Annotated in this window: 23 protein-coding genes; 14 read left to right on the forward strand and 9 right to left on the reverse strand. The window is 61.3% G+C overall.

Features of this window, described 5'->3' with window-relative positions; translation table 11 throughout:
- The first annotated feature begins 1 nt into the window (after nt 1).
- Nucleotides 2–1,252, forward strand: a complete 1,251-nt coding sequence (fahA, locus tag MCRY_RS06185; RefSeq protein ID WP_085628618.1) for a fumarylacetoacetase — start codon at nt 2–4, stop codon at nt 1,250–1,252.
- A 6-nt stretch (nt 1,253–1,258) separates the two neighbouring features.
- On the opposite strand, the gene MCRY_RS06190 is transcribed toward fahA, so the two are convergent.
- The 8 genes from MCRY_RS06190 to MCRY_RS06225 are packed head-to-tail and all read right to left on the reverse strand — an operon-like array spanning nt 1,259 to nt 9,100.
- The gene (locus MCRY_RS06190) at nt 1,259–1,654 is read right to left on the reverse strand and encodes a RidA family protein (RefSeq protein WP_085628619.1); all 396 of its coding nucleotides are present in this window, start codon (nt 1,652–1,654) and stop codon (nt 1,259–1,261) included.
- Entirely contained in the window at nt 1,644–2,063 is a 420-nt protein-coding gene (locus MCRY_RS06195; protein WP_085628620.1) for an acyl-CoA thioesterase, read from the reverse strand. Before MCRY_RS06195 ends, MCRY_RS06190 begins: the two co-directional genes overlap by 11 nt.
- Complete coding sequence (locus MCRY_RS06200) at nt 2,060–3,676, reverse strand: AMP-binding protein (protein WP_085628621.1); 1,617 nt, start codon at nt 3,674–3,676, stop codon at nt 2,060–2,062. Before MCRY_RS06200 ends, MCRY_RS06195 begins: the two co-directional genes overlap by 4 nt.
- Entirely contained in the window at nt 3,676–4,827 is a 1,152-nt protein-coding gene (locus MCRY_RS06205) for an acyl-CoA dehydrogenase family protein (protein WP_085628622.1), read from the reverse strand. Before MCRY_RS06205 ends, MCRY_RS06200 begins: the two co-directional genes overlap by 1 nt.
- Nucleotides 4,827–5,630: an enoyl-CoA hydratase family protein gene (locus MCRY_RS06210; RefSeq protein ID WP_085628623.1), complete on the reverse strand. Its 804-nt coding sequence runs from the start codon at nt 5,628–5,630 to the stop codon at nt 4,827–4,829. The genes MCRY_RS06205 and MCRY_RS06210 overlap by 1 nt, the downstream gene beginning before the upstream one ends.
- Nucleotides 5,617–6,093: a MarR family winged helix-turn-helix transcriptional regulator gene (locus tag MCRY_RS06215; protein ID WP_085628624.1), complete on the reverse strand. Its 477-nt coding sequence runs from the start codon at nt 6,091–6,093 to the stop codon at nt 5,617–5,619. The genes MCRY_RS06210 and MCRY_RS06215 overlap by 14 nt, the downstream gene beginning before the upstream one ends.
- Entirely contained in the window at nt 6,090–6,809 is a 720-nt protein-coding gene (locus MCRY_RS06220; RefSeq protein WP_085628625.1) for an SDR family NAD(P)-dependent oxidoreductase, read from the reverse strand. The genes MCRY_RS06215 and MCRY_RS06220 overlap by 4 nt, the downstream gene beginning before the upstream one ends.
- On the reverse strand, nt 6,806–9,100 hold the full coding sequence (locus tag MCRY_RS06225; protein WP_085628626.1) for a bifunctional salicylyl-CoA 5-hydroxylase/oxidoreductase: 2,295 nt from the start codon (nt 9,098–9,100) through the stop codon (nt 6,806–6,808). Before MCRY_RS06225 ends, MCRY_RS06220 begins: the two co-directional genes overlap by 4 nt.
- A 182-nt stretch (nt 9,101–9,282) precedes the next feature.
- On the opposite strand from MCRY_RS06225, the gene MCRY_RS06230 reads away from it, so the two are divergent.
- Nucleotides 9,283–11,223, forward strand: a complete 1,941-nt coding sequence (locus MCRY_RS06230) for a 3-hydroxyacyl-CoA dehydrogenase NAD-binding domain-containing protein (RefSeq protein WP_085628627.1) — start codon at nt 9,283–9,285, stop codon at nt 11,221–11,223.
- Nucleotides 11,224–11,228: 5 nt separating this feature from the next.
- On the opposite strand, the gene MCRY_RS06235 is transcribed toward MCRY_RS06230, so the two are convergent.
- On the reverse strand, nt 11,229–12,491 hold the full coding sequence (locus MCRY_RS06235; RefSeq protein WP_238939647.1) for a flavin-containing monooxygenase: 1,263 nt from the start codon (nt 12,489–12,491) through the stop codon (nt 11,229–11,231).
- Between the two features lie 194 nt (nt 12,492–12,685).
- On the opposite strand from MCRY_RS06235, the gene MCRY_RS06240 reads away from it, so the two are divergent.
- The 12 genes from MCRY_RS06240 to gloA2 all read left to right on the forward strand — a co-directional run bounded on the left by MCRY_RS06240 (nt 12,686) and on the right by gloA2 (nt 24,659).
- Nucleotides 12,686–13,114, forward strand: coding sequence for a RidA family protein (locus MCRY_RS06240; protein WP_085628628.1), 429 nt, complete (start codon nt 12,686–12,688; stop codon nt 13,112–13,114).
- Nucleotides 13,111–13,785, forward strand: a complete 675-nt coding sequence (locus MCRY_RS06245; protein WP_085628629.1) for a DUF1028 domain-containing protein — start codon at nt 13,111–13,113, stop codon at nt 13,783–13,785. The genes MCRY_RS06240 and MCRY_RS06245 overlap by 4 nt, the downstream gene beginning before the upstream one ends.
- An 81-nt stretch (nt 13,786–13,866) precedes the next feature.
- Nucleotides 13,867–14,802, forward strand: coding sequence for a LysR substrate-binding domain-containing protein (locus tag MCRY_RS06250; RefSeq protein WP_085628724.1), 936 nt, complete (start codon nt 13,867–13,869; stop codon nt 14,800–14,802).
- Nucleotides 14,803–14,894: 92 nt separating this feature from the next.
- The gene (locus MCRY_RS06255; RefSeq protein ID WP_085628630.1) at nt 14,895–16,973 is read left to right on the forward strand and encodes an oxidoreductase; all 2,079 of its coding nucleotides are present in this window, start codon (nt 14,895–14,897) and stop codon (nt 16,971–16,973) included.
- Entirely contained in the window at nt 16,970–18,310 is a 1,341-nt protein-coding gene (locus tag MCRY_RS06260) for a pyridoxal phosphate-dependent decarboxylase family protein (RefSeq protein ID WP_203276018.1), read from the forward strand. Before MCRY_RS06255 ends, MCRY_RS06260 begins: the two co-directional genes overlap by 4 nt.
- 287 nt (nt 18,311–18,597) lie before the next feature.
- Entirely contained in the window at nt 18,598–19,689 is a 1,092-nt protein-coding gene (locus MCRY_RS06265) for an ABC transporter ATP-binding protein (RefSeq protein WP_085628631.1), read from the forward strand.
- Nucleotides 19,689–20,609 carry an ABC transporter permease gene (locus MCRY_RS06270; RefSeq protein WP_085628632.1) on the forward strand — a complete coding sequence of 307 codons (921 nt, stop codon included), beginning with the start codon at nt 19,689–19,691 and terminating at the stop codon, nt 20,607–20,609. Before MCRY_RS06265 ends, MCRY_RS06270 begins: the two co-directional genes overlap by 1 nt.
- Nucleotides 20,609–21,421 (forward strand): ABC transporter permease, encoded by an 813-nt coding sequence (locus MCRY_RS06275; protein ID WP_171046086.1) that lies wholly within the window; start codon nt 20,609–20,611, stop codon nt 21,419–21,421. Before MCRY_RS06270 ends, MCRY_RS06275 begins: the two co-directional genes overlap by 1 nt.
- Nucleotides 21,421–22,449 (forward strand): histone deacetylase family protein, encoded by a 1,029-nt coding sequence (locus MCRY_RS06280; RefSeq protein WP_085628634.1) that lies wholly within the window; start codon nt 21,421–21,423, stop codon nt 22,447–22,449. The genes MCRY_RS06275 and MCRY_RS06280 overlap by 1 nt, the downstream gene beginning before the upstream one ends.
- A gap of 53 nt (nt 22,450–22,502) precedes the next feature.
- Entirely contained in the window at nt 22,503–23,540 is a 1,038-nt protein-coding gene (locus MCRY_RS06285) for an extracellular solute-binding protein (protein ID WP_085628635.1), read from the forward strand.
- 136 nt (nt 23,541–23,676) lie between these two features.
- The gene (locus tag MCRY_RS06290) at nt 23,677–24,210 is read left to right on the forward strand and encodes a peroxiredoxin (protein WP_085628636.1); all 534 of its coding nucleotides are present in this window, start codon (nt 23,677–23,679) and stop codon (nt 24,208–24,210) included.
- A 41-nt stretch (nt 24,211–24,251) separates the two neighbouring features.
- Nucleotides 24,252–24,659, forward strand: a complete 408-nt coding sequence (gene gloA2, locus MCRY_RS06295) for an SMU1112c/YaeR family gloxylase I-like metalloprotein (RefSeq protein WP_085628637.1) — start codon at nt 24,252–24,254, stop codon at nt 24,657–24,659.
- Nucleotides 24,660–24,754: the final 95 nt, after the last annotated feature.

The following is a 24,754-nucleotide window of genomic DNA, read 5'->3' on the forward strand; positions in this document are numbered from 1 at the left end:
GATGGCTTTGCGTCGTTCCTGGCTTCAAAGCGCGAACGCGCCGGAGTGTGATTTCCCGCTGAACAACCTGCCTTACGGCGTGTTCTCGGTTGGTGACAGCGAACTGCGCTGTGGTGTGGCCATCGGTGACCGGATCGTCGATGCCACCGGGTTGGAAGCGGCAGGAATTCTGCGCGCCGACCCAGATGCCGATGTCTTGGACGCGCCTTACTGGAACGACTTTATGGAACTTGGGCGCGAGGCGTGGTCCCACTACCGCACGTCGCTGACCGCGATGTTGGCCGAAAGTGCTGACGAGGCTGTGCAGGACCAGATCATCACACATTCTGTCTCGTTGACCGAGGCGGCGCTGCATATGCCCTTCCGCGTCAGCGAATTCACCGATTTCTACTCAAGCCGCCATCATGCGACCAATGTGGGCACGATGTTCAGGGGTGCGGAAAACGCGCTGCCGCCGAACTGGCTGCACATTCCAATCGGCTACAATGGCCGTGCGTCCTCGGTCGTAGTCTCTGGCACGCCGGTCACGCGCCCGCATGGTCAGATCAAGGGGCCGGACGACGCCACACCGCGTTTTGCGCCCTCGGCTCGGTTCGATATCGAGCTTGAAATGGGGGCCATCGTGGGGCAGGCCTCGGATGGGCCGCTAAGCGTGACGCAGGCGTTCGACAACATCTTCGGCTATGTGATCCTGAACGACTGGTCCGCGCGCGATATCCAAGCATGGGAATACCAGCCGCTTGGACCTTTCCAGTCCAAAGCCACCGCCACGACCATCAGCCCATGGATCGTGACCGCCGCCGCGTTGGAGCCGTTCCGCACCAGCACGCCCGCACGGGAGACGCCGCTGCTGGACTATCTGACCGAGCCCGGGCCGATGCTTTATGACATTGCGCTTGAAATCGGGCTGACCCCAGAGGCGGGGACAGAGATCGTGATCGCCCGAACCAACTACAACGAAATGTATTACTCAGCCGCCCAGCAACTGGCGCATCACACCAGTTCAGGCTGCCCGATGCGGGTGGGTGACTTGCTGGGGTCAGGCACCATTTCCGGGCCGGAACGGCACAATCGTGGTGCGCTGCTCGAACTGAGTTGGGGTGGGAAAGAACCGATCACGCTTGATACTGGCGAAACCCGAACCTTTGTCGAGGATGGCGACACGCTCGCCCTGCGTGGCCATGCGCAAGGGGACGGATATCGCGTCGGCTTCGGTGCGTGTGTCGGTATGGTGCGACCTGCGCGACAGTGACTCCCATCAGCCCAGATGCGCGGTCGCTTCGATCTCGACCTTGGCTTCGTCTTCGATCAGCGCGCTGACCACAACCATCGACATCGCCGGGAAATGTTTGCCGAACACGTCGCGATAGGCGGCGCCCACTTCGGATTGGTGCGCGAGGTATTCGGCCTTGTCGGTGACGAACCACGTCAGCCGCGTGACATCCTTCACCGTGCCGCCCGCCGCTTCGACAATGGCGCGGATGTTGGACAGGGCTTGCCGCATCTGGCCGATGAAGTCCGACGACACAAAGATCTTGTTGGCATCCCATCCGATCTGCCCGCCGATATGCAGAACACCGTCCTTGGTCAGCATCCCGTTGGCATAGCCCTTGGCGGGCAACCATCCCTCGGGCTGGATCGTTTTATGCGTCATCTGGGGCCTCTTTTGTCTTGAGAAGGGTGCTGAGTGCCTCTGGCCACGGGCTGGACCGTCCTGATCCATCGACATGCACCAAGGTCGCGCGGGTTTCAAAGCGCAGTTCGTCGCCACAGGTGGCGGTCATCCGGTAGGTCAGGGACGCATTGCGCAGCCGCAGCACCCAAAGCGACAGCCGCAGGCGGTCACCATGATAGCTGGGCCGCACAAATCGCGTTTCAATCTGGGCTGTGGGGATGCCTTCGGTCTTGAGAATTTGCTCGAAAGGGTAGTCCAAGGCTTCGTCAAAGAACGCTTCGACGAGGTCGTTCATCATCTCGAAGTAACGCGGGAAAAAGACGATCCCTGCCGGGTCGCAATGGCGGAAGAGGACCTTTTGGTCCTTGGCAAAGGCGGGTTCTGTCATTGGTCTTTCAACCTGAAGCGCTGGATCTTTCCGGTCGCGGTCTTGGGCAGACTGTCCGTGAACACCACTGACCGAGGGTACTTGTAGGGCGCGATGGCCGCCTTCACGTGGTCCTGCAGGGCTTTGACCATCTCGGCATCGCCCAATTGCCCTTCGGACAGCACCACATGTGCCTCGACAATGTAGCCGCGCGCATCGTCCGGCGCACCGATCACCGCGCATTCGGCCACCGCAGAATGGGACAGCAACGCGGCTTCGACCTCGGGTCCGGCGATGTTGTAGCCGGAACTGACGATCATGTCGTCATTGCGCGCAGCAAAGTGGAAATAGCCATCAGAGTCGCGCATGAAACTGTCGCCGGTGATGTTCCAGCCGTCCTGCACATAGGCGCTCTGGCGGTCCCCCTTGAGATAGCGGCACCCCGTCGGGCCGCGTACCGCCAGCCGTCCGACCTCGCCATCGGGCACCACCTCTCCCGCGTCATTGATGACCTTGGCCTCATAGCCGGTCACGGGTTTGCCGGTGCAGGCGGGTTTGTGATCGTCGAACCGATTGGTGATGAAGATGTGCAGCAGCTCCGTCGCCCCGATCCCGTCGAGCATCGGCTTGCCCGTCTTGGCGATCCACTCGTCATAGACCGGGCCGGGCAGGGTTTCCCCGGCCGAGACCGCCGCGCGCAAGGACGACAGGTCAGCCCCATCTTCCATCGCTCGCAGCATCACGCGGTACGCGGTCGGCGCGGTAAAGCAGACGGTGGCTTTGTATTTCTCGATGATCTCGATCATGCTCGGCGGCGTTGCCTGTTCGAGTAGCGTGGCCGCCGCCCCGAACCGCAGGGGAAAGATCGCAAGCCCGCCAAGCCCAAAGGTGAAGGCCAGTGGCGGCGAGCCGACGAAAACGTCGTCCGGCGTCACAGCCAACACCTCGCGCGCATAGCCATCTGCGATGATCATCAGATCGCGGTGGAAATGCATTGTTGCCTTAGGCAGCCCGGTTGACCCCGAAGTGAAGCCCAACAGTGCCACATCATCGCGCCCCGTGGGGACGGAGGTAAAGCGCACCGGCTTTTCCAGTGCCAGCCGGTCAAGTTCGGCATCGTGGTTCGAGGTCCCGTCAAACCCGACGACGGATGTCAAAGTCGCGCTGTCCTTGGCACAGGCCACCATCTCGTCCATCAGCCGCGTGTCGCACAAAGCGTGCGTGATCTCGGCCAGTTCCACATAGGTCCGCAACTCGGCCGCGCGTAGCATCGGCATAGTGTTGACCACTACCGCACCCACTTTGGTCGCCGCCAGCCAACAGGCGACCATCGCGGGGTTGTTGGCCGACCGGATCAACACGCGGTTGCCCGGTTTCACGCCCAGATTCTCGACCAGCACATGGGCCAGACGGTTGGTCCAATCGCTGAGCTCCTTGTAGGTGCGCAGCCGTCCATTGCCGATCAGCGCGGTGTGGTCTCCAAAGCCTTTTTCCACCATGCCATCGGTCAATTCCCATCCGGCATTCAGCCGTTCGGGATAGTCAAACCCGGCCAGATTGAACTCTGGCCAAAGATCAGGCGGCGGAAGGTTGTCGCGGGCGAATGTGTCGACATGGGCAGAGGGTCCGAGCATCACGTTCCTCCTTCGAAGGCAGCAAGGGTCTGACGGGCGATGATGATTTTCTGAACATCCGACGCGCCTTCATAGATGCGCAGCGCACGGATCTCGCGGTAGAGCGTTTCGACAGCCATGCCTGACCGCACACCGTCACCGCCAAAAAGCTGAACCGCTTTGTCGATGACCTGCTGCGCCTGATCGGTGGCGAACAGCTTGGCCATTGCCGCCTCACGGGTGATGCGCGGCGCACCGCTGTCACGGGTCCATGCGGCCCGGTAGACAAGCAAGGCGCTTGCATCCACATCGACGGCCATATCCGCGATATGGCCTTGGACCATCTGCAAATCGGCTAAGGGCGATCCGGCGATTTGCCGTGTCGTGACCCGCGCCAACGCTTCGTCCAAGGCGCGGCGGGCAAACCCAAGCGCAGCGGCGGCCACGGTGGCGCGGAACACATCAAGCACCGACATGGCGACCTTGAAGCCTTGACCGGGTGCGCCCAGCAGCGCATCTGCCGGGACGCGGCAGTCGGTAAAGCGCAACGTGGCCAGAGGGTGCGGCGCGATGGTATCGAGCCGTTCGGCAATCTCGAACCCCAGCAGATCGGGCGTCACGATGAAGGCTGACAACCCCTTCGCGCCCGGAGCTTCGCCGGTGCGGGCAAAAAGCGTGTAGACATCGGCGATGCCGCCGTTTGAAATCCACGTCTTTTCGCCGTTCAGGATGTAGTCGTCGCCATCGCGCGTCGCGGTCATGGTGGAATTGGCCACGTCTGATCCAGACCCCGGTTCGGTCAGCGCAAAGGCGGCAATCGCCTCGCCCGCGCGGGTTTTTGGCAGCCACTCAGCCTTCTGCGCCTCGGTCCCGAACAGCGTGATCGCCCCGGTGCCCAAGCCCTGCATCGCAAAGGCGAAATCGGCCAAACCGTCGTGCCGCGCCAGTGTCTCGCGTGCGAGGCAGAGCGTACGCAGGTCGAACCGTCCGTCGTCGCTCGATGTGGGCTGCAAAAGGCCCGCCGCACCCATTTGAGCGACAAGCGCTCGGCACGCCGTATCCGTATCGCTGTGGTCGACCTCCAAACTCTGTGCTACCTCTTCGACACGCGCCGCCCAGTCGCGGTGGGCAGGATCGAAAAACGGCCAGTGGAGGTAGCTTTGATCCGCCATCAATCGCCCTCGAACACGGGTTTTTCCTTGGCCACAAAAGCCTCGTAGGCGCGGCGGAAATCATTGCCCTGCATGCAGATCGCCTGCGCCTGTGCCTCGGCCTCAATCGCCTGTTCAAGGCTCATCGACCATTCCTGCGCCAGCATCGTCTTGGTCATGGAGTTGGCAAAGGTGGGACCGGCTGCGATGCGTTCGGCCAGCTTGATCGCCTCGGCCTCAAGCGCGCCGGCCTCTACCACCCGGTTGAAAAAGCCCCACGCCTCGCCCTCGGCGGCGCTCATGGCGCGTCCGGTATAAAGCAGATCTGCGGCACGCCCCTGTCCGATGATCCGGGGCAGGATCGCGCAGGCGCCCATGTCGCAGCCCGCAAGCCCGACGCGGTTGAACAGGAACGCAGTCTTGGCCTCGGGCGTTGCCAAACGCAGGTCCGATGCCATCGCCATGATCGCGCCCGCGCCAGCACAGACGCCATCAACAGCGGCAATCACTGGCTTGCCGCAGCCGATCATTGCCTTGACCAGGTCCCCGGTCATGCGCGTGAAGGTCAGCAGTTCCTTCATGCTCATCCGTGTCAGCGGACCGATGATCTCGTGGACATCCCCCCCCGAAGAAAAGTTGCCGCCATTGGGCAGGATCACGACAGCATGAATGTCGTCGGAATAGACCAGCGCCCGGAACCAGTCGCGCAATTCAGCGTAACTGTCGAAGGTAAAGGGATTTTTCCGCTCTGGTCGGTCATGGGAAATGCGCGCAATGCCCTTTTCTATCTCGCAGCGAAAAAGCTGCGGCTTACTCAGATCCATGTCTGGCCTCCTGCGTCATGGCCTTTTTCAGCAGGCCGATCATTGACTGGGTGTCGGTGTCCGTGAGCGGCGTGAGCAGTTCGTCAATCCACGCCTCGTGCTGAGCGGCGAGGTCGGCAAAGGCGGCTTCACCCTTGGGGGTCAGACGCGCCAGATTGGCGCGGCGGTCTCCGGGAACAGCCACGCGCAGCGCCAGACCTTCTTCGACCAGCCGGTCCACGATCCCGGTGACATTGCCGTTCGACACTTTGAGATAGCGGGACAGATCGCTCATCTTCAGCCCGTCCCTGTGGCGGGCAAGGGCTGCCATCACATCGAACCGGGGCAGGGTGGTGTCATGCCTGTCGCGCAACCGGCGACGCAATTCTCCTTCGATGCCCGAGGACAGTTTCAAAAGCTGCAACCACAGACGCAGGCGTGCTTTGGACATCGGCTCGGTCATGTTCGTCTGTTCGGGCTTCATATCTCGCCCCCGGACACGGACAGGGCATGACCGTTGATCCCGGCAGCAGCCGGTGAGGCGAGAAACAGCGCGGTTCCTGCAATCTCGGACGGGGTGATCAGCCGCCCTTGCGGGTTGCCTGCAGCGACCTTCGCGGTCGCAGCCTCCCGGTCCAGATCAAAGCGCTGCATCAACCCGGTGATGGCACCTTCCGCCAGATCGGTGTCAGTGAACCCCGGACAAATCGCGTTGCAGGTGCCGCCAGTTTTGGCCACGTCCAGCGCGATGGAGCGCACGAGCCCCAGCACGCCGTGCTTGGCCGCGGTATAGGCGGGGACAGAGGCGTTGCCTTGCAAGGACGCCGTGGAGGCGATGGCGATCAGACGGGCATCCTTTGGCCCAATGCGCAACGCCTCGCGGAAGGTCAGGAACGTGCCGGTGAGGTTGACGGCGAGCGTGGCGTTCCAGTCGTCGAGCGACAGCTTCGCCACCTTTCCGGATGCGCCCCATCCTGCATTTGCGATCACCACATCAAAGGGCATTTCGAACAACGCCGTTGTGTCTGCCTCCGACGTCACATCAGCTTGAATGCAAGTGATGTCACGGCCCTCGGCGGCGTCTTTTAACAGCTCAATGCGACGGCCTGCAATGGTCACGGCATCGCCTTGGTCGGCAAAGGCATGGGCAATCGCCCGACCGATACCCGTGCCGCCGCCTGTGACCAAAACCCGCCTCATGCGCGCACCGCCTCGGCCTCGCGCTCGGCCAGTCGCCACGCCTGATCGCGTCCGGCAAGATAGGGCAGCGGCCAGTCCGTTGCTGCGCGGTCACCAAGCTTCGTGGCCTCGTGTAACGTCCAATAGGGATCGGCCAGATGCGGGCGGCCCACGGCCACTAGATCGGCGCGCCCGGCCATCAGGATCGAATTGGCGTGATCGGCCTCAAAGATATTGCCGACCGCCATCGTGCAAAGCTGCGCCTCGTTGCGGATGCGGTCCGAAAACGGGGTCTGGAACATCCGGCCATAGACTGGGCGCGCCTTGGTTGAGGTTTGGCCTGCGGACACGTCGATCAGGTCCGCTCCGGCCTTAGCGAAGGCTTGGGCGATCAGAACCGCCTCGTCCGGCGTAACGCCGTCCTCGTCCAGCCAATCGGTGGCCGAGATACGCACCGACATTGGTTTCCCCTCTGGCCAGACCGCCCGCATCGCAGAGAACACCTCAAGTGGATAGCGCAGACGGTTCTCCAGACTGCCGCCGTAATCATCTGTACGGATATTCGAAGCTGGCGAGATGAAGGACGACAACAAGTATCCATGCGCTGCGTGCAGTTCGATCATGTCGAACCCGGCGCGGTCTGCCATTTCAGCAGAGGCCACGAATTGCGCGGTGATCTCTTCCATCTCGGCCCGCGTGATTTCGCGCGGCGTCGCGTTCTCGTCCGACCAAGGCAGAGCAGAGGCGCTGACCACGTCCCAGTTGTCCTCGGGCAGGGGGGCGTCCATCCGCTCCCATCCGAGTTGCGTCGATCCCTTGCGGCCGGAATGGCCGATCTGGCAGCAGATTTTCGTATCCGTAACGCCGTGTACGAATTTGGTAAGCCGCGCCCAAGCCGCTTCGTGCTCGGGTGTGTAAAGCCCCGGACAGCCGGGGGTGATCCGCCCCTCGGGCGACACACAGGTCATTTCGGTAAAGACCAGCCCCGCGCCGCCTTTCGCGCGTTCGCCATAGTGGACAAGGTGCCAGTCCGTGGGGCATCCGTCCTCTGCCATGTACTGCGCCATGGGCGAGACCACGATGCGGTTCTTCAGGTCCATGTCCCGCAGGCGGAACGGGGTGAACATCGGTGCTCGCAGCGGCGCGTCCTCAGGCACACCAGCCTGCGTCATGAACCAGCGTTCTGCGCCTTCGAGCCACGCTTTATCGCGCGCGCGGAGGTTCTCGTGGCTGATCCGCTGGCTGCGGGTGAGCATCGAATAATTAAGCTGCACGGGATCGAGGCCCAGATACCGCTCGACCGTTTCGAACCACTCCATCGAATTGCGGGCCGCCGATTGCAGGCGCAGCACTTCGAGGCGGCGTTCGTCTTTGTAGCGCTGGAACGCTCGCGCCGTGTTGGGTTCGGTATGCAGGTATTCAGCCAGAGCAATCGCGGATTCCAGCGCAAGCTTGGTGCCTGATCCGATGGAGAAATGCGCGGTCGCGGCGGCATCGCCCAGCAGGACAACGTTCTCGTGGCTCCATGTCTCGCACAGCACGCGGGGGAAGCGGATCCAGGCCGACCCCCGGACATGCCGCGCATTCGTCATCAGGGCATGGCCACCGAGGTGATCCTTGAAGATCGCTTCGCAGGTGGCGATGCTTTCGTCCTGCGTCATGTCGGGGAAACCGAAGGCGTCAAAGGTCTCTTGCGTGCATTCGACAATGAAGGTCGCGGTGTCGTCGTCGAACTGGTAGGCGTGCGCCCAGACCCAGCCCTTGTCGGTCTCTTCGAAAATGAAGGTGAACGCGTCGTCGAACCGCTGATGCGTGCCCAGCCAGACAAACTGGCAACGCCGCAGGTCGATGTCCGGTTTGAAGCTGTCGGCATAAAGCGTGCGGGTCTTGGAATTAAGGCCGTCGCTGGCCACCACAAGATCATAGTCTTGCCGGTAATCCTCGGCGCTGCCGATTTCGGTCTCGAACCGCAGGTCGACGCCCAATTCCCGTGCCCGTGCTTGCAGCAGGATCAACAGTTGTTTGCGTCCGATGCCGCAGAACCCGTGACCGGAAGACACAAGCCGTTCGCCGCGATAGTGCAGGGCAATGTCATCCCAATATGCGAAATGGGCGCGGATCGCCTCGGCGCTTGTCGCGTCATTCGCGGCCAGATTGTCGAGCGTTTCATCCGACAGAACAACGCCCCAGCCGAACGTATCGTCGGGCTTGTTGCGTTCGATGATGGTGATCTCATGCGAGGGATCGCGCAGTTTCATCGAGATCGCAAAGTACAGACCCGCAGGACCGCCCCCCAGACATGCAACACGCATTTCGACCTCTTTCTATAGCAGCTTGAAGGGAAGGCTGCCTGAGTCGTGCAATTATTTCAAGCTTGAAGTTTTAAACTTGAAATAAATTTGGTGCCGCGATCCTATGGCAAGAGGCACTTGCCATTCTTGACCCGCGCCCCGACAAATGCGCCAACAGTCCAATGCAAAGGCGACCCAGTGCGATGACCGTCTCGATAGACACACAAGGCCGCGTGGCGATCGTCACGATCGACAACCCACCGGTCAACGCGTCGTCGCAAGCGGTGCGTGCAGGGCTGTTGGAAGCTGTGACTAAGACCGAGGATGACCCTGATGTCGACGCGGTCGTCCTCGCCTGTGCAGGACGCACCTTTGTCGCCGGAGCTGATGTGCGCGAGTTCGACCTGCCGCTGATGGAGCCCCATTTGCCGGATGTCATTGCTGCCATAGAGGCCGCATCGAAACCGTGGGTCGCGGCAATCCACGGCACCGCTCTGGGTGGGGGGCTGGAACTGGCAATGGGGTGCCATTTCCGGATCGCGGATCCCATGGCGCGCATGGGTTTGCCCGAAGTGAACCTTGGTCTGGTGCCGGGGGCCGGGGGGACGGTCCGATTGCCGCGTCTGGTCGAGGCTGAACTGGCGCTGACGATGATTGCGGGGGGCAAGCCGATCTTGGCCAACGTGGCGCTGACCGCAGGTCTGATCGACGCGATTGCAACGAGCGATCTGCTGGACGAAGCCGTGGCTTTGGCGGTCGAACACGCGGCGCCACGGCGCACGCTTGAAAACGCGGTTGTGGGTGCATCTGATGCGGAGGCTTTCGACAAGACAGCAACAGGCCTGCGTCGCAAAGTACGCGGGCAGGAGTCGATTGCAGCGGCCATCGACGCGGTAGGGCGCGGTGTGCGCTTGCCCGCTGACGAGGCTTTGGCGGCGGAACGCGCGGCGTTCCTTGCCCTGAAATCCAGCGATCAGGCCCGCGCCTTGCGGCACATCTTCTTTGCCGAGCGCGCCACCTTGGCTGATCCAAGAGCCAAGCTGACGCCGCGCCCTTTACAGCGCATCGGTGTGATCGGTGGTGGCACGATGGGTGTGGGCATCGTGTCGGCCTTTCTGATGCGGGGCTTTGAGGTCACCTTGATCGAACGCGATGAAGCCAGCTTGCACGCCGGTGCCGACCGAGTGCACGCGACGCTCGACAGCAGCGCCAAGCGTGGCCTCCTTCCTGATCTGGACGCGGTGTCGGCGCGGTTCGACACCGCTATCGACTATGCCGCGCTTTCGGATGCGGATTTGGTGATCGAAGCGGTGTTCGAGGACATGGAGGTCAAGAAACAGGTTTTTGCCCGACTGGATCAGGTGACAAAGCCGGATGCGATCTTGGCGACCAACACGTCGTATCTTGACGTGAACGCTATTGCAGCGGTGCTGTCCGATCCGTCGCGCGCCGTTGGCCTGCATTTCTTTTCTCCGGCCCATGTCATGAAGCTTCTGGAGATCGTCCTGCCCGGCGCGGTGGCCGAGGATGTGGTCGCCACGGCGGCGAAACTGTCCAAATCGCTGGGCAAGATCGGGGTTTTGTCCGGGGTCTGCGATGGGTTCATCGGCAACCGCATCATGTCGGCCTATCGGGCCGAGGCGGATCGGCTGCTGATCGACGGGGCCAGCCCCGATCAGGTGGACAGCGCCATGCGGGCTTATGGCTTTCCGATCGGCGTCTTTGAGATGCAGGATTTGGCAGGGTTGGATATTGCGTGGGCCATGCGCAAGCGGCGGTTGGCCGAGGGCAAGATCAGCGGTGGATATATCAGGATCGCGGATCGCTTGTGTGAGATTGGTCGCTTCGGGCGCAAGACGGGCGCTGGGTGGTATGACCACGTCGACGGCACTGCACTGCCGTCTGAGGTGGTGATGTCCATCATCGCCGAAGAGCGTCAGACGATGGAAGCGGTGGGCAAAGCATTTGCCACCGAGGATGTGATGCCGCGTATTCTGGGCGCGATGACACGGGAGGCGGAGGCTGTGCTTGCCGAAGGGATCGCCCGGTCTGCCGAGGATATCGACGTGGTCATGGTCAATGGTTACAGCTTTCCGCGCTGGAAAGGTGGACCGATGTTTGCGGCCCGCAGTGCTGGCGGGTAACCAGATTAGGCGTCTTCGGGCACTCGGATCGCGGCGCACCCCTGATACGCCATGTACCCGCGCTGGATGGCGATCTGGTCGGCGATGAACTTGGCGTCGTGCCATACCCCCCAGATAAAGGACGACCCGCGCCGCGTCTGCCACGGCAAGCCCACGAAATAGAGCCCCGGTTCACGCGACACACCGCGCTGATGCTGGGGGCGCCCTGCGTCGTCAAAGGTGTCGGCCTTGATCCAGCTGAAATCGAACTGATAGCCGGTCGCCCAGAGGATCGTTGCAATCCCGGCCTCGGCCAGATCGATCTCGCGCACCGGATCAGTGACGCAGGCGGGGTCTTGGGGGATGATGCGTGCCTCGGGTTCCTTTGGCAAATCCAGCCCGTGTTTGGCGATATAAGCATCCGCCTCGTCCAGAACCGACAGGTAGTTGGTATCTCCGGCCTGCAGGTTGGTCTTTAGGTCGTCGGCAAAGCGGACCACGCCGTCCCGATAGCCCTCGGTCATTCCCAAGAGTGTCATGCCGCGATGCGCCAGCGCGCGGAAGTCGATGGTTTTGCCGCCATGAGCGCCGCTTACTGCGATGGTGACATGTTCGGTGCCGGGGCCGGGGCTGTCGGCGTTCCATTTGCCCAGCACACCCAGCCACCAGACATTATCCCGCCCGCGGTAGCGCCGGGGCGGGCGGTCATGGGGCCCGATGGAGAGATAGACCTTGCGGCCCGCTGCCATCAGTTCCTCGGCAATCTGCACGCCTGACGATCCGCCGCCCACCACCAGCACTGCCCCTTGGGGCAACTGATCGGGGTTGTGATAGGCGTTCGAGTGCAGTTGCAGCGGGCCTGCCTCTGCGGGCACTACAGGCGGGATGGCTGGTTTCTGGAACGGCCCGGTTGCCGCCACAACATGGCGGGCACGGATCGTGCCTTTCGAGGTTTCGATCACAAACCCGCCGTCTTTGGGTGTCACGGCCGTTACATCGACGCCGGTGCGGATCGGCGCGTTGAACCGTTTGGCATAAGTTTCGAAGTAGGCGGCCACGCTTTCCTTGTCGGGGAAGGCATCGTCGTCGCAGGCAAAGGCCATGTTGGGAAACCGGTCGTGCCATGCGGGGCCATTCGCAACCAGCGAATCCCAGCGCTCGGTCCGCCAGCGCTCGGCGATCCGGGCGCGTTCCAGAACCACATGGGGAATGCCGAGCGTTGTGAGATGTTCGCTCATGGCAACACCGGCCTGACCAGCGCCGACGACGACCGTATCGAATTCTTCCATGGGTGCCTCCTTGACGATGGGGCCGAGCATAGGCAGCGGCCCCATGCGCGGCACACAACGGATTCCGAAAGCCTTGCTTGGGTTCTTTCTAATCAGGATTAGGCGTGGGCTAATCACAGATGAGGGAAAGGGTCGTTCCGCCTTTGGCCGCCGAAAGGATAGATCAAGTGGTACGCCTCATGAGGACAACAGGCATGGCCCATACCCGAATTCGTACGTTCAACACGTCAGACACCTATCCCGAACAGAAGCTCGACAATGATTTATGTCAGGCAGTTGTCACCCAAGGGGGCCGGACCGTATGGCTGCGGGGACAGTGTCCGCAGAACCTTGATGATGCTCAGAATATCGACAGCCATGACCCGGTGGAACAAACCCACAAGGTGATGCAGAATATCCGCCAACTGATTGAAGAGGCCGGCGGCGAGATGGCGCATCTGGTCAAGGTGGTGGTCTACATCACCGATGTGCGCCACCGCGAGGCGGTCTATCGCACCATGGGCGAGTACATCAAAGGCGTACATCCGGTGTCCACGGGCCTGGTCGTCAGCGCGCTGGCACGGCCCGAGTGGCTGGTCGAGATCGACGGCACTGCCGTGATCCCGGACGGGTATCAGCGATGACGTTTTCACTGGTCGCGCGCTGTGCCGAAACAGGGATGTTCGGAGTGGCGATTTCCTCGTCTTCGCCTGCAGTTGCGGCGCGTTGTTCCTATGCGCGGGCGGGTGTCGGTGCGGTGGCCAGCCAGAACGTGACCGACCCTTCGCTTGGGCCTTTTGCGCTGGACATGATGCAGGGTGGCATGTCGGCGGCAGAGGCTATTGCGGGCGTACGCGATCAGGGGCGGCACATTGCCTATCGTCAGGTTCTGGCGATTGATCGGCAGGGCCGCACGGCGATCCATTCCGGGCCAAAATCTCTGGGTATCTGGACACAGGCCGAAGGCCGGGATGTCGCGTCAGGGGGCAACCTTCTGGCCAATGACGGCGTGCCTGCAGCCATCGTCGCGGGGTTCGAAGCGGCGCAGGGACATTTGGGCGACAGGCTCATCGCGGCCTTGCGCGCAGGTCTGGCCGCAGGGGGCGAAGCGGGGCCGGTGCATTCGGCAGGAATGATGCTGGTGGACAAGGTTAACTGGCCCGTCGCCGATCTGCGATGTGACTGGACCGAAGACTGCCCGATCGAGGCGGTCGCCACCGCGTGGGACATCTACAAACCGCAGCTTGACGCCTATGTGCAGCGGGCGCTCGATCCGACACAGGCGCCATCCTACGGTGTGCCGGGCGACGAATGATGCGCTTTGGCGGCGCTCAGCCTTGAAGCCATCCCCGAACCCGTCCACAGTTTGACGGATCCATTCGTTCAGGGGGCACGGATGCTGCGTTACACGCTGCGGCAATTGGAATACTTCGTTGCCGTGGGTGAGACGGGCAGCATCGCGCGTGCGTCTGAGCGGATCAACGTGTCCTCGCCGTCTATCTCTTCTGCTATTTCGCAGCTTGAGGCCGAGTTTGGCCTGCCGCTTTTTGTGCGCCAGCACGCGCAGGGCCTTTCGCTCACACAGGCGGGGCGGCAGATGCTTGATCAGGCCAAGACCGTCCTGCGCGAGGCAGGCGCGATGATGGACATCGCCGGTGACATTTCCGGCTCTGTCCGGGGGCCGTTGAGCATCGGGTGTCTGTTGACTTTTGCACAGCTCGTGCTGCCGACCTTGCGCCGTGGGTTCGAGGCGGAATTTTCCGAAGTGCGTCTGCGCCAGCACGAACTGAACCAAGTGGAACTGTTCAGCGCTTTGCGACGGTCCGAGATCGACGTGGCGTTGACCTATGATCTTGATCTGCCTGCGGATTTGCAATTCACCGCACTGGTGCGCCTACCGCCCATCGCGCTGATGGGAACCGCCCATCCGCTGGCGGATCGGGACGTGGTCACGGTCGAGGATCTGAGCGCGCATCCGATGGTTCTGCTCGATCTGCCGCTGAGCGCGGATTATTTCCTGTCGCTGTTTGATCATGCGGGGGGCAAGCCGGTGATTGCCGAACGCACGCGCGACATGGCGGTGATGCGGTCGATGGTGGGCAATGATTTTGGCTATTCCATCGCCAATGTTCGCCCACTTAGCGACACGTCCCCGGATGGCAACCCGGTGCGGGTGATCCCTATTGGTGGCAAGGTGCGCGCACTGCGAATGGGACTTCTGACGGCGCAGGATGCGGATCGGTCGAACGCAGTGCGCGCGTTCATCGAATACGCTGCATCGCTGGTGCGAACAGGCCGTCTGGACCGGATCGGCGGCGAACCTTTGGTCTGACTTAGCGCCAGCCTAAGCAACGGTTCCAAGGCCAAGACTTTTGCGCTGCAGCATAGATAGTAAGCTGCCGGAAACCCGACAGGAGAGGCTTGATGCTCGACGGACGCGATCCCCGGTATGACGTGCTATTCGAACCGCTGGCCATTGGCCCGGTGACGGCCAAGAACCGCTTTTATCAGGTGCCGCATTGCAATGGCGGCGGCTATCGCGACCCATCTGCGGCAGCCGCGATGCGCGGGATCAAATCCGAAGGCGGCTGGGGTGTGATCTTTACCGAACAATGCGAGATGCACCACACGTCCGAAATCACACCTTTCATTGAACTGCGCCTGTGGGAGGACAAAGACATTCCCATGCTGGCCAAGATGGCCGGCAAGATGAAGGAACACGGGGCGCTGGCAGGTATCCAACTGGCCTATTCCGGGATCAACGGGCCGAACCTTTATACCAAGGAAGTGCCGCTTGCGGTTTCTGCCGGACCGATCCGCACCTTCACCAACGATCCGGTTCAAGCGCGGGCGCTGTCGAAGGACGAGATCCGAGATCTGCGCCGCTGGTTCGTCAATGCTGCCAAGCGGGCGAAGATTGCCGGGTTTGACCTCATTTGCCTTTATGGCGCGCATGGCTTCGGTATTTTTCAGCATTTCCTCAGCCGCGCCACCAACATGCGCGACGACGAATACGGCGGCAGTCTGGAGAACCGGTCGCGCTTCGCACGTGAGGTGATCGCCGATATGCGCGATGCGGTGGGAGACAGCATGGGCCTCACGCTGCGCGTGTCCTTGGACGAAAGCATCGGTGATCTGGGCTTTTCGAACGCCGAGGTGCGCGAGTTCATCGACATGAACAAGGACCTGCCGGATCTCTGGGATTTGGCGCATGGTACGTGGGAAGAGTGTTCCGGCCCGTCACGGTTCAAGGAGGAAGCGGCGCAAGAGGCGCTTGTGCGCGGCATCCGCGAGTTGTCATCAAAGCCGGTGGTTGGGGTGGGGCGCTTCACTTCGCCTGATGTCATGGCCAAGATGGTGCGCAGCGGCGTTCTGGATGCCATCGGCTGTGCCCGTCCGTCGATAGCTGATCCTTTCCTGCCCAAAAAGATCGAAGAAGGCCGGATCGAGGACATCCGCGAATGTATTGGCTGCAATATCTGCATTACCGGCGACATGACCATGTCGATCAGCCGTTGTACGCAGAACCCCACCTTTATGGAGGAGTGGCGCAAGGGGTGGCATCCCGAGCGGATGAACCCCAAGGGGCGCACCGAGACCGTGCTGGTCGTCGGCGCAGGTCCTGCCGGTCTTGAGGCGACCCGCGCCTTGGCCGAGCGTGGTTATGACGTTGCGCTTGCCGAGGCCGGTCGTGTGCTGGGCGGACGGGTTGCGCGGGAACGGCACTTGCCCGGTCTGTCGGCTTGGGGTCGTGTGGCAGACTACCGGACCTATCAGATCAGCCAGAAACCCAACGTCGAGACCTATTTCGACAGCGCGCTTGATGCCGCTGCCATCCTTGAATTCGGGTTTCAGAACATCTGCATTGCCACTGGGGCCACATGGCGCAGGGACGGTGTCAGCCGTCAACATGTCGTGCCGTTCCCGGTGGATGCGGCGATGCCGGTGTTCACTCCGGACGACATCATGGACGGCCAACGCCCATCGGGTCACATAGTGATCTATGACGACGATCACTACTACATGGGCGGGGTTCTGGCAGAGCTTTTGCGCAACGAAGGCTGTGCCGTGACGATTGTCACGCCGTCGGCCTATCTGTCGGATTGGACCGTCAACACGCTGGAACAGCATACGATCCACAAGCGACTGGCCGAAATGGGGGTCGAGATTGTCCTGAACCGCGGTGTGACCGAAATCGGGGTGGGGCATGTGGTGTCGAACTGCACCTATACTGACCAAACCCGCCAGATTGACTGCGATGCGGTCGTGGTCGTGGCCTCCAAGCGCGAGAACAACCAGCTTTTCCACGATCTCAAGGCCCATGAGGCCGATTGGGCGGATGCCGGGATTGCGTCTGTTCGGATCATCGGCGATGCCGAAGCGCCGGGGCCGATTGCTTGGGCCACCTATGCGGGGCATCGCTATGCACGAGAACTGGATGGCGAGGATATCGGTGACGCGCTGCCCTTCCGACGCGAGATCACGGAGCTTGCGGTCGATTGAGCCACGATCCGTTCCCCTTTGCGCCAGACGACACGCGCCGCATTCTTGATTGGATTGCAGGCCATGTTGCCGCTGGTCCCGACCCGAAGAACGGTGCTCGGGCTGCTGCGGCGTTGGAGCCCGAGATGGGTGGTGCGATCACGCCGGACGGGCTTGGGGCTGAAGCTGCATTTGCGCTGTTCACCGATGTCATCCAACCCGCGACACGACCTTTCGGACATCCTACCTCGCTGTCCTTTGTCGCGGCTGCGCCCACCCGCGCTGCGCTGAGTTTTGATGCGGCTTTGGGGGCGGCAGGTATCTTTGCCGGAAACTGGGACGGCGGGGCCGGGGCGATCCATGCCGAGAACCAGGCTTTGCGTTGGCTGTCCGATCTGGCGGGCTGGCCTGCCACGGCAGGCGGTGTGTTCGTCGCGGGTGGCACATTGGGCAACCTGTCTGCGCTACATGCCGCGCGGCACTGGCATCGGACGTGCACCCAAGAGGCACAGGCCGGGCGCGGGGCGATCTTGTGTTCGTCCGAGGCGCATTCCTCAATCGCGGCTGTCGCGCGGGTTATGGATGCGGACCTCATCACCGTTCCCTCCGACGCATCCGGGCGCATGAGTGCGGACGCAGCGGCTGCATATTTGACACCGGAAACCTTTGCGATTGTCGCGAATGGCGGGGCGACCAATTGCGGCGCGGTGGATGACATTGCGGGATTGACGCAGCTTGCCAAGGCGCGCGGCGTCTGGGTGCATGTCGATGGCGCATATGGTGGGGCTGCAATGGCTGATCCGGCCCTGCGTCCGACCTTTGATGGGATCGAACAGGCGGATTCTTTGATCATCGACCCACACAAATGGGTGTTTGCGCCTTATGACAGCTGCGCGTTGCTGTATCGGGATGCGGCCAATGGGGCGGCGGCACATGGCCAGCGGGCGGTCTATCTCGACACTGTGGACAAAAGCGAATGGAACCCGTCGGACTATGCATTGCACCTGACGCGCCGAGCGCGGGGGCTGCCCCTTTGGTATTCTTTGGCGACGCATGGCACCAAAGCCTATGCGCTGGCGATAGCCCACACCCGCGCGATTGCAGAAGACCTCGCAGAGCGCATCGCGGCGGCGGCGTGGCTGGAGCTGTTGCTGGGGCCGAACCTTACCGTCATCCTCTTCCGCCCGCGCAACCGCACCGAGGACGAGATGGTGCGCTGGGCTGAGGAGCATCGGCGGTCCGGGGCATTGCTTTGCTTGCCGACCCGGTGGCGCGGCGAGATGGTCTTTCGCCTCTGCATCGTCAATCCGCAGACCGACCCGGACCATGTCATGGCTGTTTTGGACACCTTGAGATAAGCACGCAAAGCCGAGCTCTATGCAGAGATCGGACCCGACGGCGCAGGCGTGCTGCATTCGGCCCATCGCGAATATCCGTTTCGCCCAGGCCCTGAAACTGGCCCTTTTATAAAGAAGTTCGACCCATCGACTAAGGCAAAACCGAACCAGAACCGCCCAAGAATTGGGCGTTTTGCGAAAAGAAATTAGGCGCAGGCTAAGAAGCGCTGAGGAAGTCGTGTCTTCTGCAGACGTTGCTTCGTTTCTAGGGTCAAGGTCAGAAACACCAGCGCCCGGGGACAGCACCAATGCCGCAAGACACGGACATTGCCATTGACGTGCAGGGCGCGGTCAAGCGGTATGGCACCTTTACCGCGTTAAAGACGATTTCCCTGTCGATCCGCGATAACGAGTTTTTCACGCTTCTTGGCCCCTCTGGTTGTGGCAAGACCACGCTGCTGCGGATGATCGCGGGATTCGAAGACGTGACCGAAGGCGCGATCTATCTTTATGGCGACGAGATCGACGCGCTGCCGCCCTATAAGCGCCCGGTGAACACAGTTTTCCAGAACTACGCGCTGTTCCCGCACATGAACGTGCTCGACAATGTGGGCTTTGGCCTTGAAATGCTTGGACAGTCCAAGTCCGAAACTCGCGCCCGCGCCGGAGAAGCGCTGGAGATGGTGCAGCTATCGCAATTCGCCGCGCGCAAGCCGTCGCAATTGTCCGGCGGCCAGCAGCAGCGTGTCGCCTTGGCCCGCGCGCTGGCACCGCGCCCCAAGGTGTTGCTTTTGGACGAACCGCTCTCGGCGCTCGATCTCAAGCTGCGCAAGGCGATGCAGGTAGAACTCAAGCATCTGCAACTTGAAACCGGCATCACCTTCATCTTCGTGACCCACGATCAAGAAGAGGCGCTAACCATGTCTGACCGGATCGCGGTCATGTCCTCTGGCGAATTGCAGCAACTGGGTAACGCCCGCGAGATCTATGAACAGCCGCGAAACGTGTTCGTCGCCGACTTCATCGGTGATACGAACCTGATGCAGGTGACGGTGGATGCGGTCGCAGATGGTCGCGCTGAATGTCATCTGGGAGGCGCCCACAGGCTGACCTGCGATGCAGTGGGCGGGATCGGCGCAGGCGCCAAGGTGCATATGTCGTTGCGGCCTGAACGGCTGTTCCTGTCGGCAGACCCGGTCGATGCCAATAGCCTGAAAGGCCGGGTGCGCGAGATGATTTATATCGGCACGGACATCGCCACGATCGTTGACCTGGACGGTGGGCCACAATTCACGGTCCGTTCCTCCAATTCGTCGCGCGGCAATGCCCGCGTGTTCGAGCCGGGCACTGAAGTTGCCATCAACATGGAGCAGGGGGCCGCAAGGCTCTTGATCGACTGATGGCGGGGGGCGGCGCAACAGGCGGGTCTGTGCAAAGCGAAACCTATCGCGAGGCGCGCACGTTGTTGTTGCTGCCAGCTTGGGTGACGCTGGGTCTGCTCACGCTTGCGCCGCTGATGATCATGCTGATCTATTCCTTCTTGACCAAGGAATTCCGCGGCGGTGTGATCTGGGAGTTCAGTCTTGAAGCCTATGACCAGTTCTTCTTTGACCGTGGCCTCTTCGGGGACGAGCCACCCAAGATCGAGTGGACCTATATCGGCATCTTCTGGCGGTCGATCTGGCAGGCGGGGGCGGCGACGATCCTCAGCCTGCTGATCGGCTTTCCAACCGCCTATTTCATCGCCACACGCCCTGAACGGCAGAGGGCGCTTTGGGTGTTTCTGGTGACCATCCCGTATTGGGTGAACCTGCTCATTCGTACCGTGTCGATGAAGTTCCTGCTGCGCGATGAAGGGCCCTTGAATGACGGTCTGATGAGCATCGGTTTGATCTCCGAGCCTTTGGGCATCGTGAACACCAACCTCGCCGTGCAGCTGGGACTGTTCTATTCCTACCTGCCGTTCATGGTGCTGCCGATTTACGCGGCGGTCGAGCGGTACAATTTTGCGCTTTCCGAGGCAGCTTCCGACCTTTACGCGCCGCGCTGGGCGGTGCTGCGTCGGATCGTGATCCCGTCGGTCAAACCAGGGATCATCGCCGGGTGCATCCTTGTGTTCGTGCCATCGCTGGGATCGTTTCTGGCGCCTGACCTGTTGGGCGGGGCCAAGACGTTCATGATCGGGTCGCTGATCGAGGAGCAGTTCAAGGGCAACGCGGGCAATTGGCCGTTCGGGGCGGCGGCGTCGATGATCCTGCTGACGATGGTGCTGATCCTGCTGATGGTCTTTGCCCGTCAAAGCCGGAAGGAGGAGGCGTGATGGCCAAACCCTATGACCTGCGCCGCTATCCGGGCTTTTTCGCCATTACGCTACTGTGTCTTGTGATCTTATACGCGCCGCTTGTGGTGGTCGCGGTCTACAGTTTCAACGACTCCCCCTCGATCACGATCTGGGAAGGGTTCTCGCTTCGTTGGTATGTTGACGTGTTCACCGGACCCGAAAGCGGCAAGTTCAAAGACGCGGCCTGGAACAGCTTTATCATCGCGATCACGGCTGCCACGACGGCCACGATAATTGCCACGCTGGCAGCCACCGCCGTTTTGCGCGCGGGCAAGTTCCGTCTGCGCACGGTCTCCATCGGGCTGATCTCTCTGCCGCTGATGGTGCCCGAGATTGTGACAGCGGTGGCCACGTTGATTTTCTTCAACGCCATCGCATTCGAGCGCGGAGTGATGACGATCCTTCTCGCGCATATCGCGTTCTGCATTCCCTTTGCCTACATGCCGATTTCCGCGCGGATGCAGGGGATCGAGGCGACCTACGAACAAGCGGCAATGGATCTGTATGCAACCAAGCGGCAGGCGTTCAGGCGCATTCTGCTGCCGTTGATGATGCCGGGGATCGTTTCGGGATTCATCCTCGCCTTCATCATCTCACTGGATGATTTCATCATCACGAATTTCGTCAAGGGCGCGGGGGTTGAGACCCTCCCCACCGCGATCTTTGGCGCAGTCAAACAGGGTATCAAGCCCAATATCATGGCCATTTCGACGCTTCTTCTGGCGGTCTCAATCGTCATGGTTGCGTTGTCATGGTTCATCGGTCGCCGGGATCCGGCAGAGGAACGCTGATGGAAACCATCTATTCCGAAAATCACAAACTGCGCGACGCCCAGACCGAACTGTACGGTGGGCAATTGGTCTATCCGTTCGAGCGCCCATCGCGGCTGGACTATATCCACGAACGATTGACCGAAGTGGGGCTGGGTCCGATCTCGGCCCCTGACAGCTTTGGAATGGCGCCGATCCTTGCCGTGCATGACTTCGCTTACGTGGCATTCTTGCAATCTGCGTGGGATCGCTGGCAGGCGGCTGGCTTTGAGGGCGAAGCGATCGCAAATGCATGGCCCGCCCGGCGTATGGTGCAGACCTGTCCTACACATATTGACGGGCAGTTGGGGTATTACGCGCTTGCTGCCGAGACCAGCATCACGCAGGGCACGTGGCAGGCGGCGCTCTCAAGTGCCCATGTCGCCCTGACTGGGGCTGAGCGGGTGCGGGCTGGTGCGCAGAGTTGTTTTGCGCTCTGCCGTCCGCCGGGGCATCATGCGGCCAAGGACCTGTATGGCGGCTATTGCTTTTTGAACAACTCCGCCATTGCCGCCCAACACTTTCGCGACAACGGCATGGCGCGGGTTGCCATCCTCGACGTGGATTTTCACCACGGCAATGGCACACAGGATATCTTCTACGACCGTGAGGATGTTCTGTTCGTCTCGCTGCACGGCGCGCCGGAATATGCCTTTCCCTATTTCCTCGGATACGCCAATGAAACTGGCACCGGGGCCGGTGAAGGTTTTACTCTCAACTTGCCAATGCCGCCCGGAACGGGGTTCGACATCTGGCGCACCGCGCTTGCCACAGCGCTTGAACGGGTTGCCGAGTACGCGCCGGACGCATTGATCGTATCGCTGGGTGTCGACAGTTTTGAGACTGACCCGATCAGCTTTTTCAAACTCACATCGTCGGATTTCACCATCATGGGCGCGGATATCGCAGCGGCGGGCCTGCCGACACTGTTCGTGATGGAAGGCGGCTACGACATCGCGGAAATCGGGATCAACACCGTGAACGTGCTGGAAGGATTCCAAGGTCACTGACCGTGGCCACACCAACTCCGCCCAATAGGGCATTATTCAACAGGGGACTGACCATGAAGACAATTCTGAAAACCACCGTTGCGGCAAGCGCGCTTGCACTGACAGCCGGGGCCGCCATGGCCGAGGGCAAACTGGTGATCTACCACTGGTTCGAATACATCCCGCAGGAATTGCTGGACACCTTCAGCGCGGAATACGGCGTCGAGGTGGTTATGGACACCTATGACAGCAACGAAGCACTTTTGGCCTCGCTCAAGGCCGGGGCTATCGGCACCTATGACGTGGCTGTGCCGGGCGATTACATGGTGCAGATCATGGCAGGTGAAGGCCTGCTGGATACGATCGCGGATGGAGAATTGGCCAACAAAGGCAACATCGCGCCTGAATGGGCCGATCCGTCCTTCGATCCGGGCCGGGCGCATTCGATCCCCTACCAGTGGGGCTCGACCTCGTTCGCGGTGAACCGCGATGCCTATTCCGGGGACATCGGGACGACTGACATCCTGTTCAACCCACCAGCCGAGCTTTCGGGCAAGATCAACATGCTCGACAGCCAAGGCGAAGTGCTGGCGATGGCGGCGCTGCATATGGGCATCCCGCAATGCTCGACCGACCGTGATCAGCTCAAGGCGCTGAACGACATGCTGCAAGAGGCTAAGACGCATTGGGCCTCGTTCAACTCGGACACCGCGAAAGAGGTGCTTGTGTCGGGCGATGCCGCTGTCGGCCAAATCTATGATGGGTTTGCTGCCAAGGGCCGCGAAGAGGGGGCCAATATCGAATACGCCTTCCCGTCGCAGGGCTACATCGTCTGGATGGACAACGTCGTCCTGCTAAAGGATGCGCCGAACCGCGACAATGCGATCAAGTTCATGGATTTCCTGCTCGAGCCGGAAAACATCGCGGCCGTCACCAACTACGCGCGCTATAATGCCGGGCTGACAGGCGTCGGGACATTCCTTGATCCGACCTTGGCCACCCAGCCTGAAAGCAACCCGCCCGCAAGCGCCGGGGCGGGCGTGTTCATCGAGGTCTGTGATCAGGCCACGCAAGAGGTCTATGACCAGATCTGGACCAATCTGAAGAAGTGATAAAACCTGTTCCCGGCGCGAAACTCCGCGCCGGGGACACCCGCGTCGGAAATGGTGCGTGTAAGGCCAAGAGGTGATCGACCGATCCGCATTCATGCGTTAAATGCCATCTGAACTCAGTCTGGAAAGGCGCAAGATGCATCCTCAAACCGTCCCTGACGCCCTGTTTCACACCCGCATCCGGAATGACGCGCTGGGTGGGCCCAATCCGTTTGAATGGAAGCAAGTGACCACCGACGAGGTGTTCGCCGGAAAGCGCATTGTCTTATTCGCGCTGCCGGGGGCGTTCACCCCTGCCTGTTCCGAAAGCCATCTTCCGGGGTTTGAGGCGCATTATGATAGCTTTCGCGATCTGGGAATCGATGAGGTGATCTGTCTGTCGGTCAACGATGCCTTCGTGATGCACCAATGGGCGCTGTCGCGTGGGGTCGAAAAGGTGCGGATGTTGCCGGACGGAAATGCCGAGTTTACGCGCAAGATGGGGATGCTTGTTGAACGGAGCAGCAATGGCATGGGGCTGCGCAGCTGGCGCTATTCCATGTATGTCAACGACCGGACGATCAAGGCACTTTTCATGGAGCCGGGATTCAAGGACAATCCGCCGGGTGTTCCACTTGAACGTTCGTCCGCCGAGGTGATGCTCGATCATTTGCAAAGCCTTCACGACTGATACGTCTGCGCATCCTGACCCGCTACCAAGGAACACAACCGATGGGGCCTTTTCGCGGATTACACCATGTGGCTGTTATCTGTTCGGACTACCAACGGTCCCGGGCATTCTATACCGAAACGCTGGGGCTGACCGTGCTTGCCGAGAACTTCAGAGCGGACAGGCAGTCGTGGAAGCTTGATCTGGCGCTGCCGGACGGCACACAGATCGAACTCTTCTCATTTCCGGACGCCCCTGTGCGCCCATCGCGCCCCGAGGCACAGGGCCTGCGCCACCTTGCCTTTGCCGTAGACGATGTCGCTGCGGTCAAGCGGATTCTCGAAGCGCAGGGCGTTGCTGTCGAGGATATCCGGATCGATCCCTATACTGATCGCAAGTTCACGTTCTTTGCCGATCCTGACGGCTTGCCACTTGAACTGTACCAACAGGCAAGCCCGCCTACTGCCTGAGTGGACAAGACCTGATCGCTAGCCGGTGCGCGCGCTGACGTTTGACAAAGTTTGTGCTGCAGCCGGGCCGGACAACCGCGTCGCGATCCTGCAAC

Source organism: Marivita cryptomonadis, assembly GCF_002115725.1.
Lineage (GTDB): Bacteria > Pseudomonadota > Alphaproteobacteria > Rhodobacterales > Rhodobacteraceae > Marivita > Marivita cryptomonadis.

Bases quoted from the DNA above. Each gene is read 5' to 3' on its own strand.
- fahA (WP_085628618.1), top strand. From the start codon at position 2: ATGGCTTTGCGTCGTTCCTGGCTTCAAAGCGCGAACGCGCCGGAGTGT.
- MCRY_RS06190 (WP_085628619.1), bottom strand. From the start codon at position 1,654: ATGACGCATAAAACGATCCAGCCCGAGGGATGGTTGCCCGCCAAGGGC.
- MCRY_RS06195 (WP_085628620.1), bottom strand. From the start codon at position 2,063: ATGACAGAACCCGCCTTTGCCAAGGACCAAAAGGTCCTCTTCCGCCAT.
- MCRY_RS06200 (WP_085628621.1), bottom strand. From the start codon at position 3,676: ATGCTCGGACCCTCTGCCCATGTCGACACATTCGCCCGCGACAACCTT.
- MCRY_RS06205 (WP_085628622.1), bottom strand. From the start codon at position 4,827: ATGGCGGATCAAAGCTACCTCCACTGGCCGTTTTTCGATCCTGCCCAC.
- MCRY_RS06210 (WP_085628623.1), bottom strand. From the start codon at position 5,630: ATGGATCTGAGTAAGCCGCAGCTTTTTCGCTGCGAGATAGAAAAGGGC.
- MCRY_RS06215 (WP_085628624.1), bottom strand. From the start codon at position 6,093: ATGAAGCCCGAACAGACGAACATGACCGAGCCGATGTCCAAAGCACGC.
- MCRY_RS06220 (WP_085628625.1), bottom strand. From the start codon at position 6,809: ATGAGGCGGGTTTTGGTCACAGGCGGCGGCACGGGTATCGGTCGGGCG.
- MCRY_RS06225 (WP_085628626.1), bottom strand. From the start codon at position 9,100: ATGCGTGTTGCATGTCTGGGGGGCGGTCCTGCGGGTCTGTACTTTGCG.
- MCRY_RS06230 (WP_085628627.1), top strand. From the start codon at position 9,283: ATGACCGTCTCGATAGACACACAAGGCCGCGTGGCGATCGTCACGATC.
- MCRY_RS06235 (WP_238939647.1), bottom strand. From the start codon at position 12,491: ATGGAAGAATTCGATACGGTCGTCGTCGGCGCTGGTCAGGCCGGTGTT.
- MCRY_RS06240 (WP_085628628.1), top strand. From the start codon at position 12,686: ATGGCCCATACCCGAATTCGTACGTTCAACACGTCAGACACCTATCCC.
- MCRY_RS06245 (WP_085628629.1), top strand. From the start codon at position 13,111: ATGACGTTTTCACTGGTCGCGCGCTGTGCCGAAACAGGGATGTTCGGA.
- MCRY_RS06250 (WP_085628724.1), top strand. From the start codon at position 13,867: ATGCTGCGTTACACGCTGCGGCAATTGGAATACTTCGTTGCCGTGGGT.
- MCRY_RS06255 (WP_085628630.1), top strand. From the start codon at position 14,895: ATGCTCGACGGACGCGATCCCCGGTATGACGTGCTATTCGAACCGCTG.
- MCRY_RS06265 (WP_085628631.1), top strand. From the start codon at position 18,598: ATGCCGCAAGACACGGACATTGCCATTGACGTGCAGGGCGCGGTCAAG.
- MCRY_RS06270 (WP_085628632.1), top strand. From the start codon at position 19,689: ATGGCGGGGGGCGGCGCAACAGGCGGGTCTGTGCAAAGCGAAACCTAT.
- MCRY_RS06275 (WP_171046086.1), top strand. From the start codon at position 20,609: ATGGCCAAACCCTATGACCTGCGCCGCTATCCGGGCTTTTTCGCCATT.
- MCRY_RS06280 (WP_085628634.1), top strand. From the start codon at position 21,421: ATGGAAACCATCTATTCCGAAAATCACAAACTGCGCGACGCCCAGACC.
- MCRY_RS06285 (WP_085628635.1), top strand. From the start codon at position 22,503: ATGAAGACAATTCTGAAAACCACCGTTGCGGCAAGCGCGCTTGCACTG.
- MCRY_RS06290 (WP_085628636.1), top strand. From the start codon at position 23,677: ATGCATCCTCAAACCGTCCCTGACGCCCTGTTTCACACCCGCATCCGG.
- gloA2 (WP_085628637.1), top strand. From the start codon at position 24,252: ATGGGGCCTTTTCGCGGATTACACCATGTGGCTGTTATCTGTTCGGAC.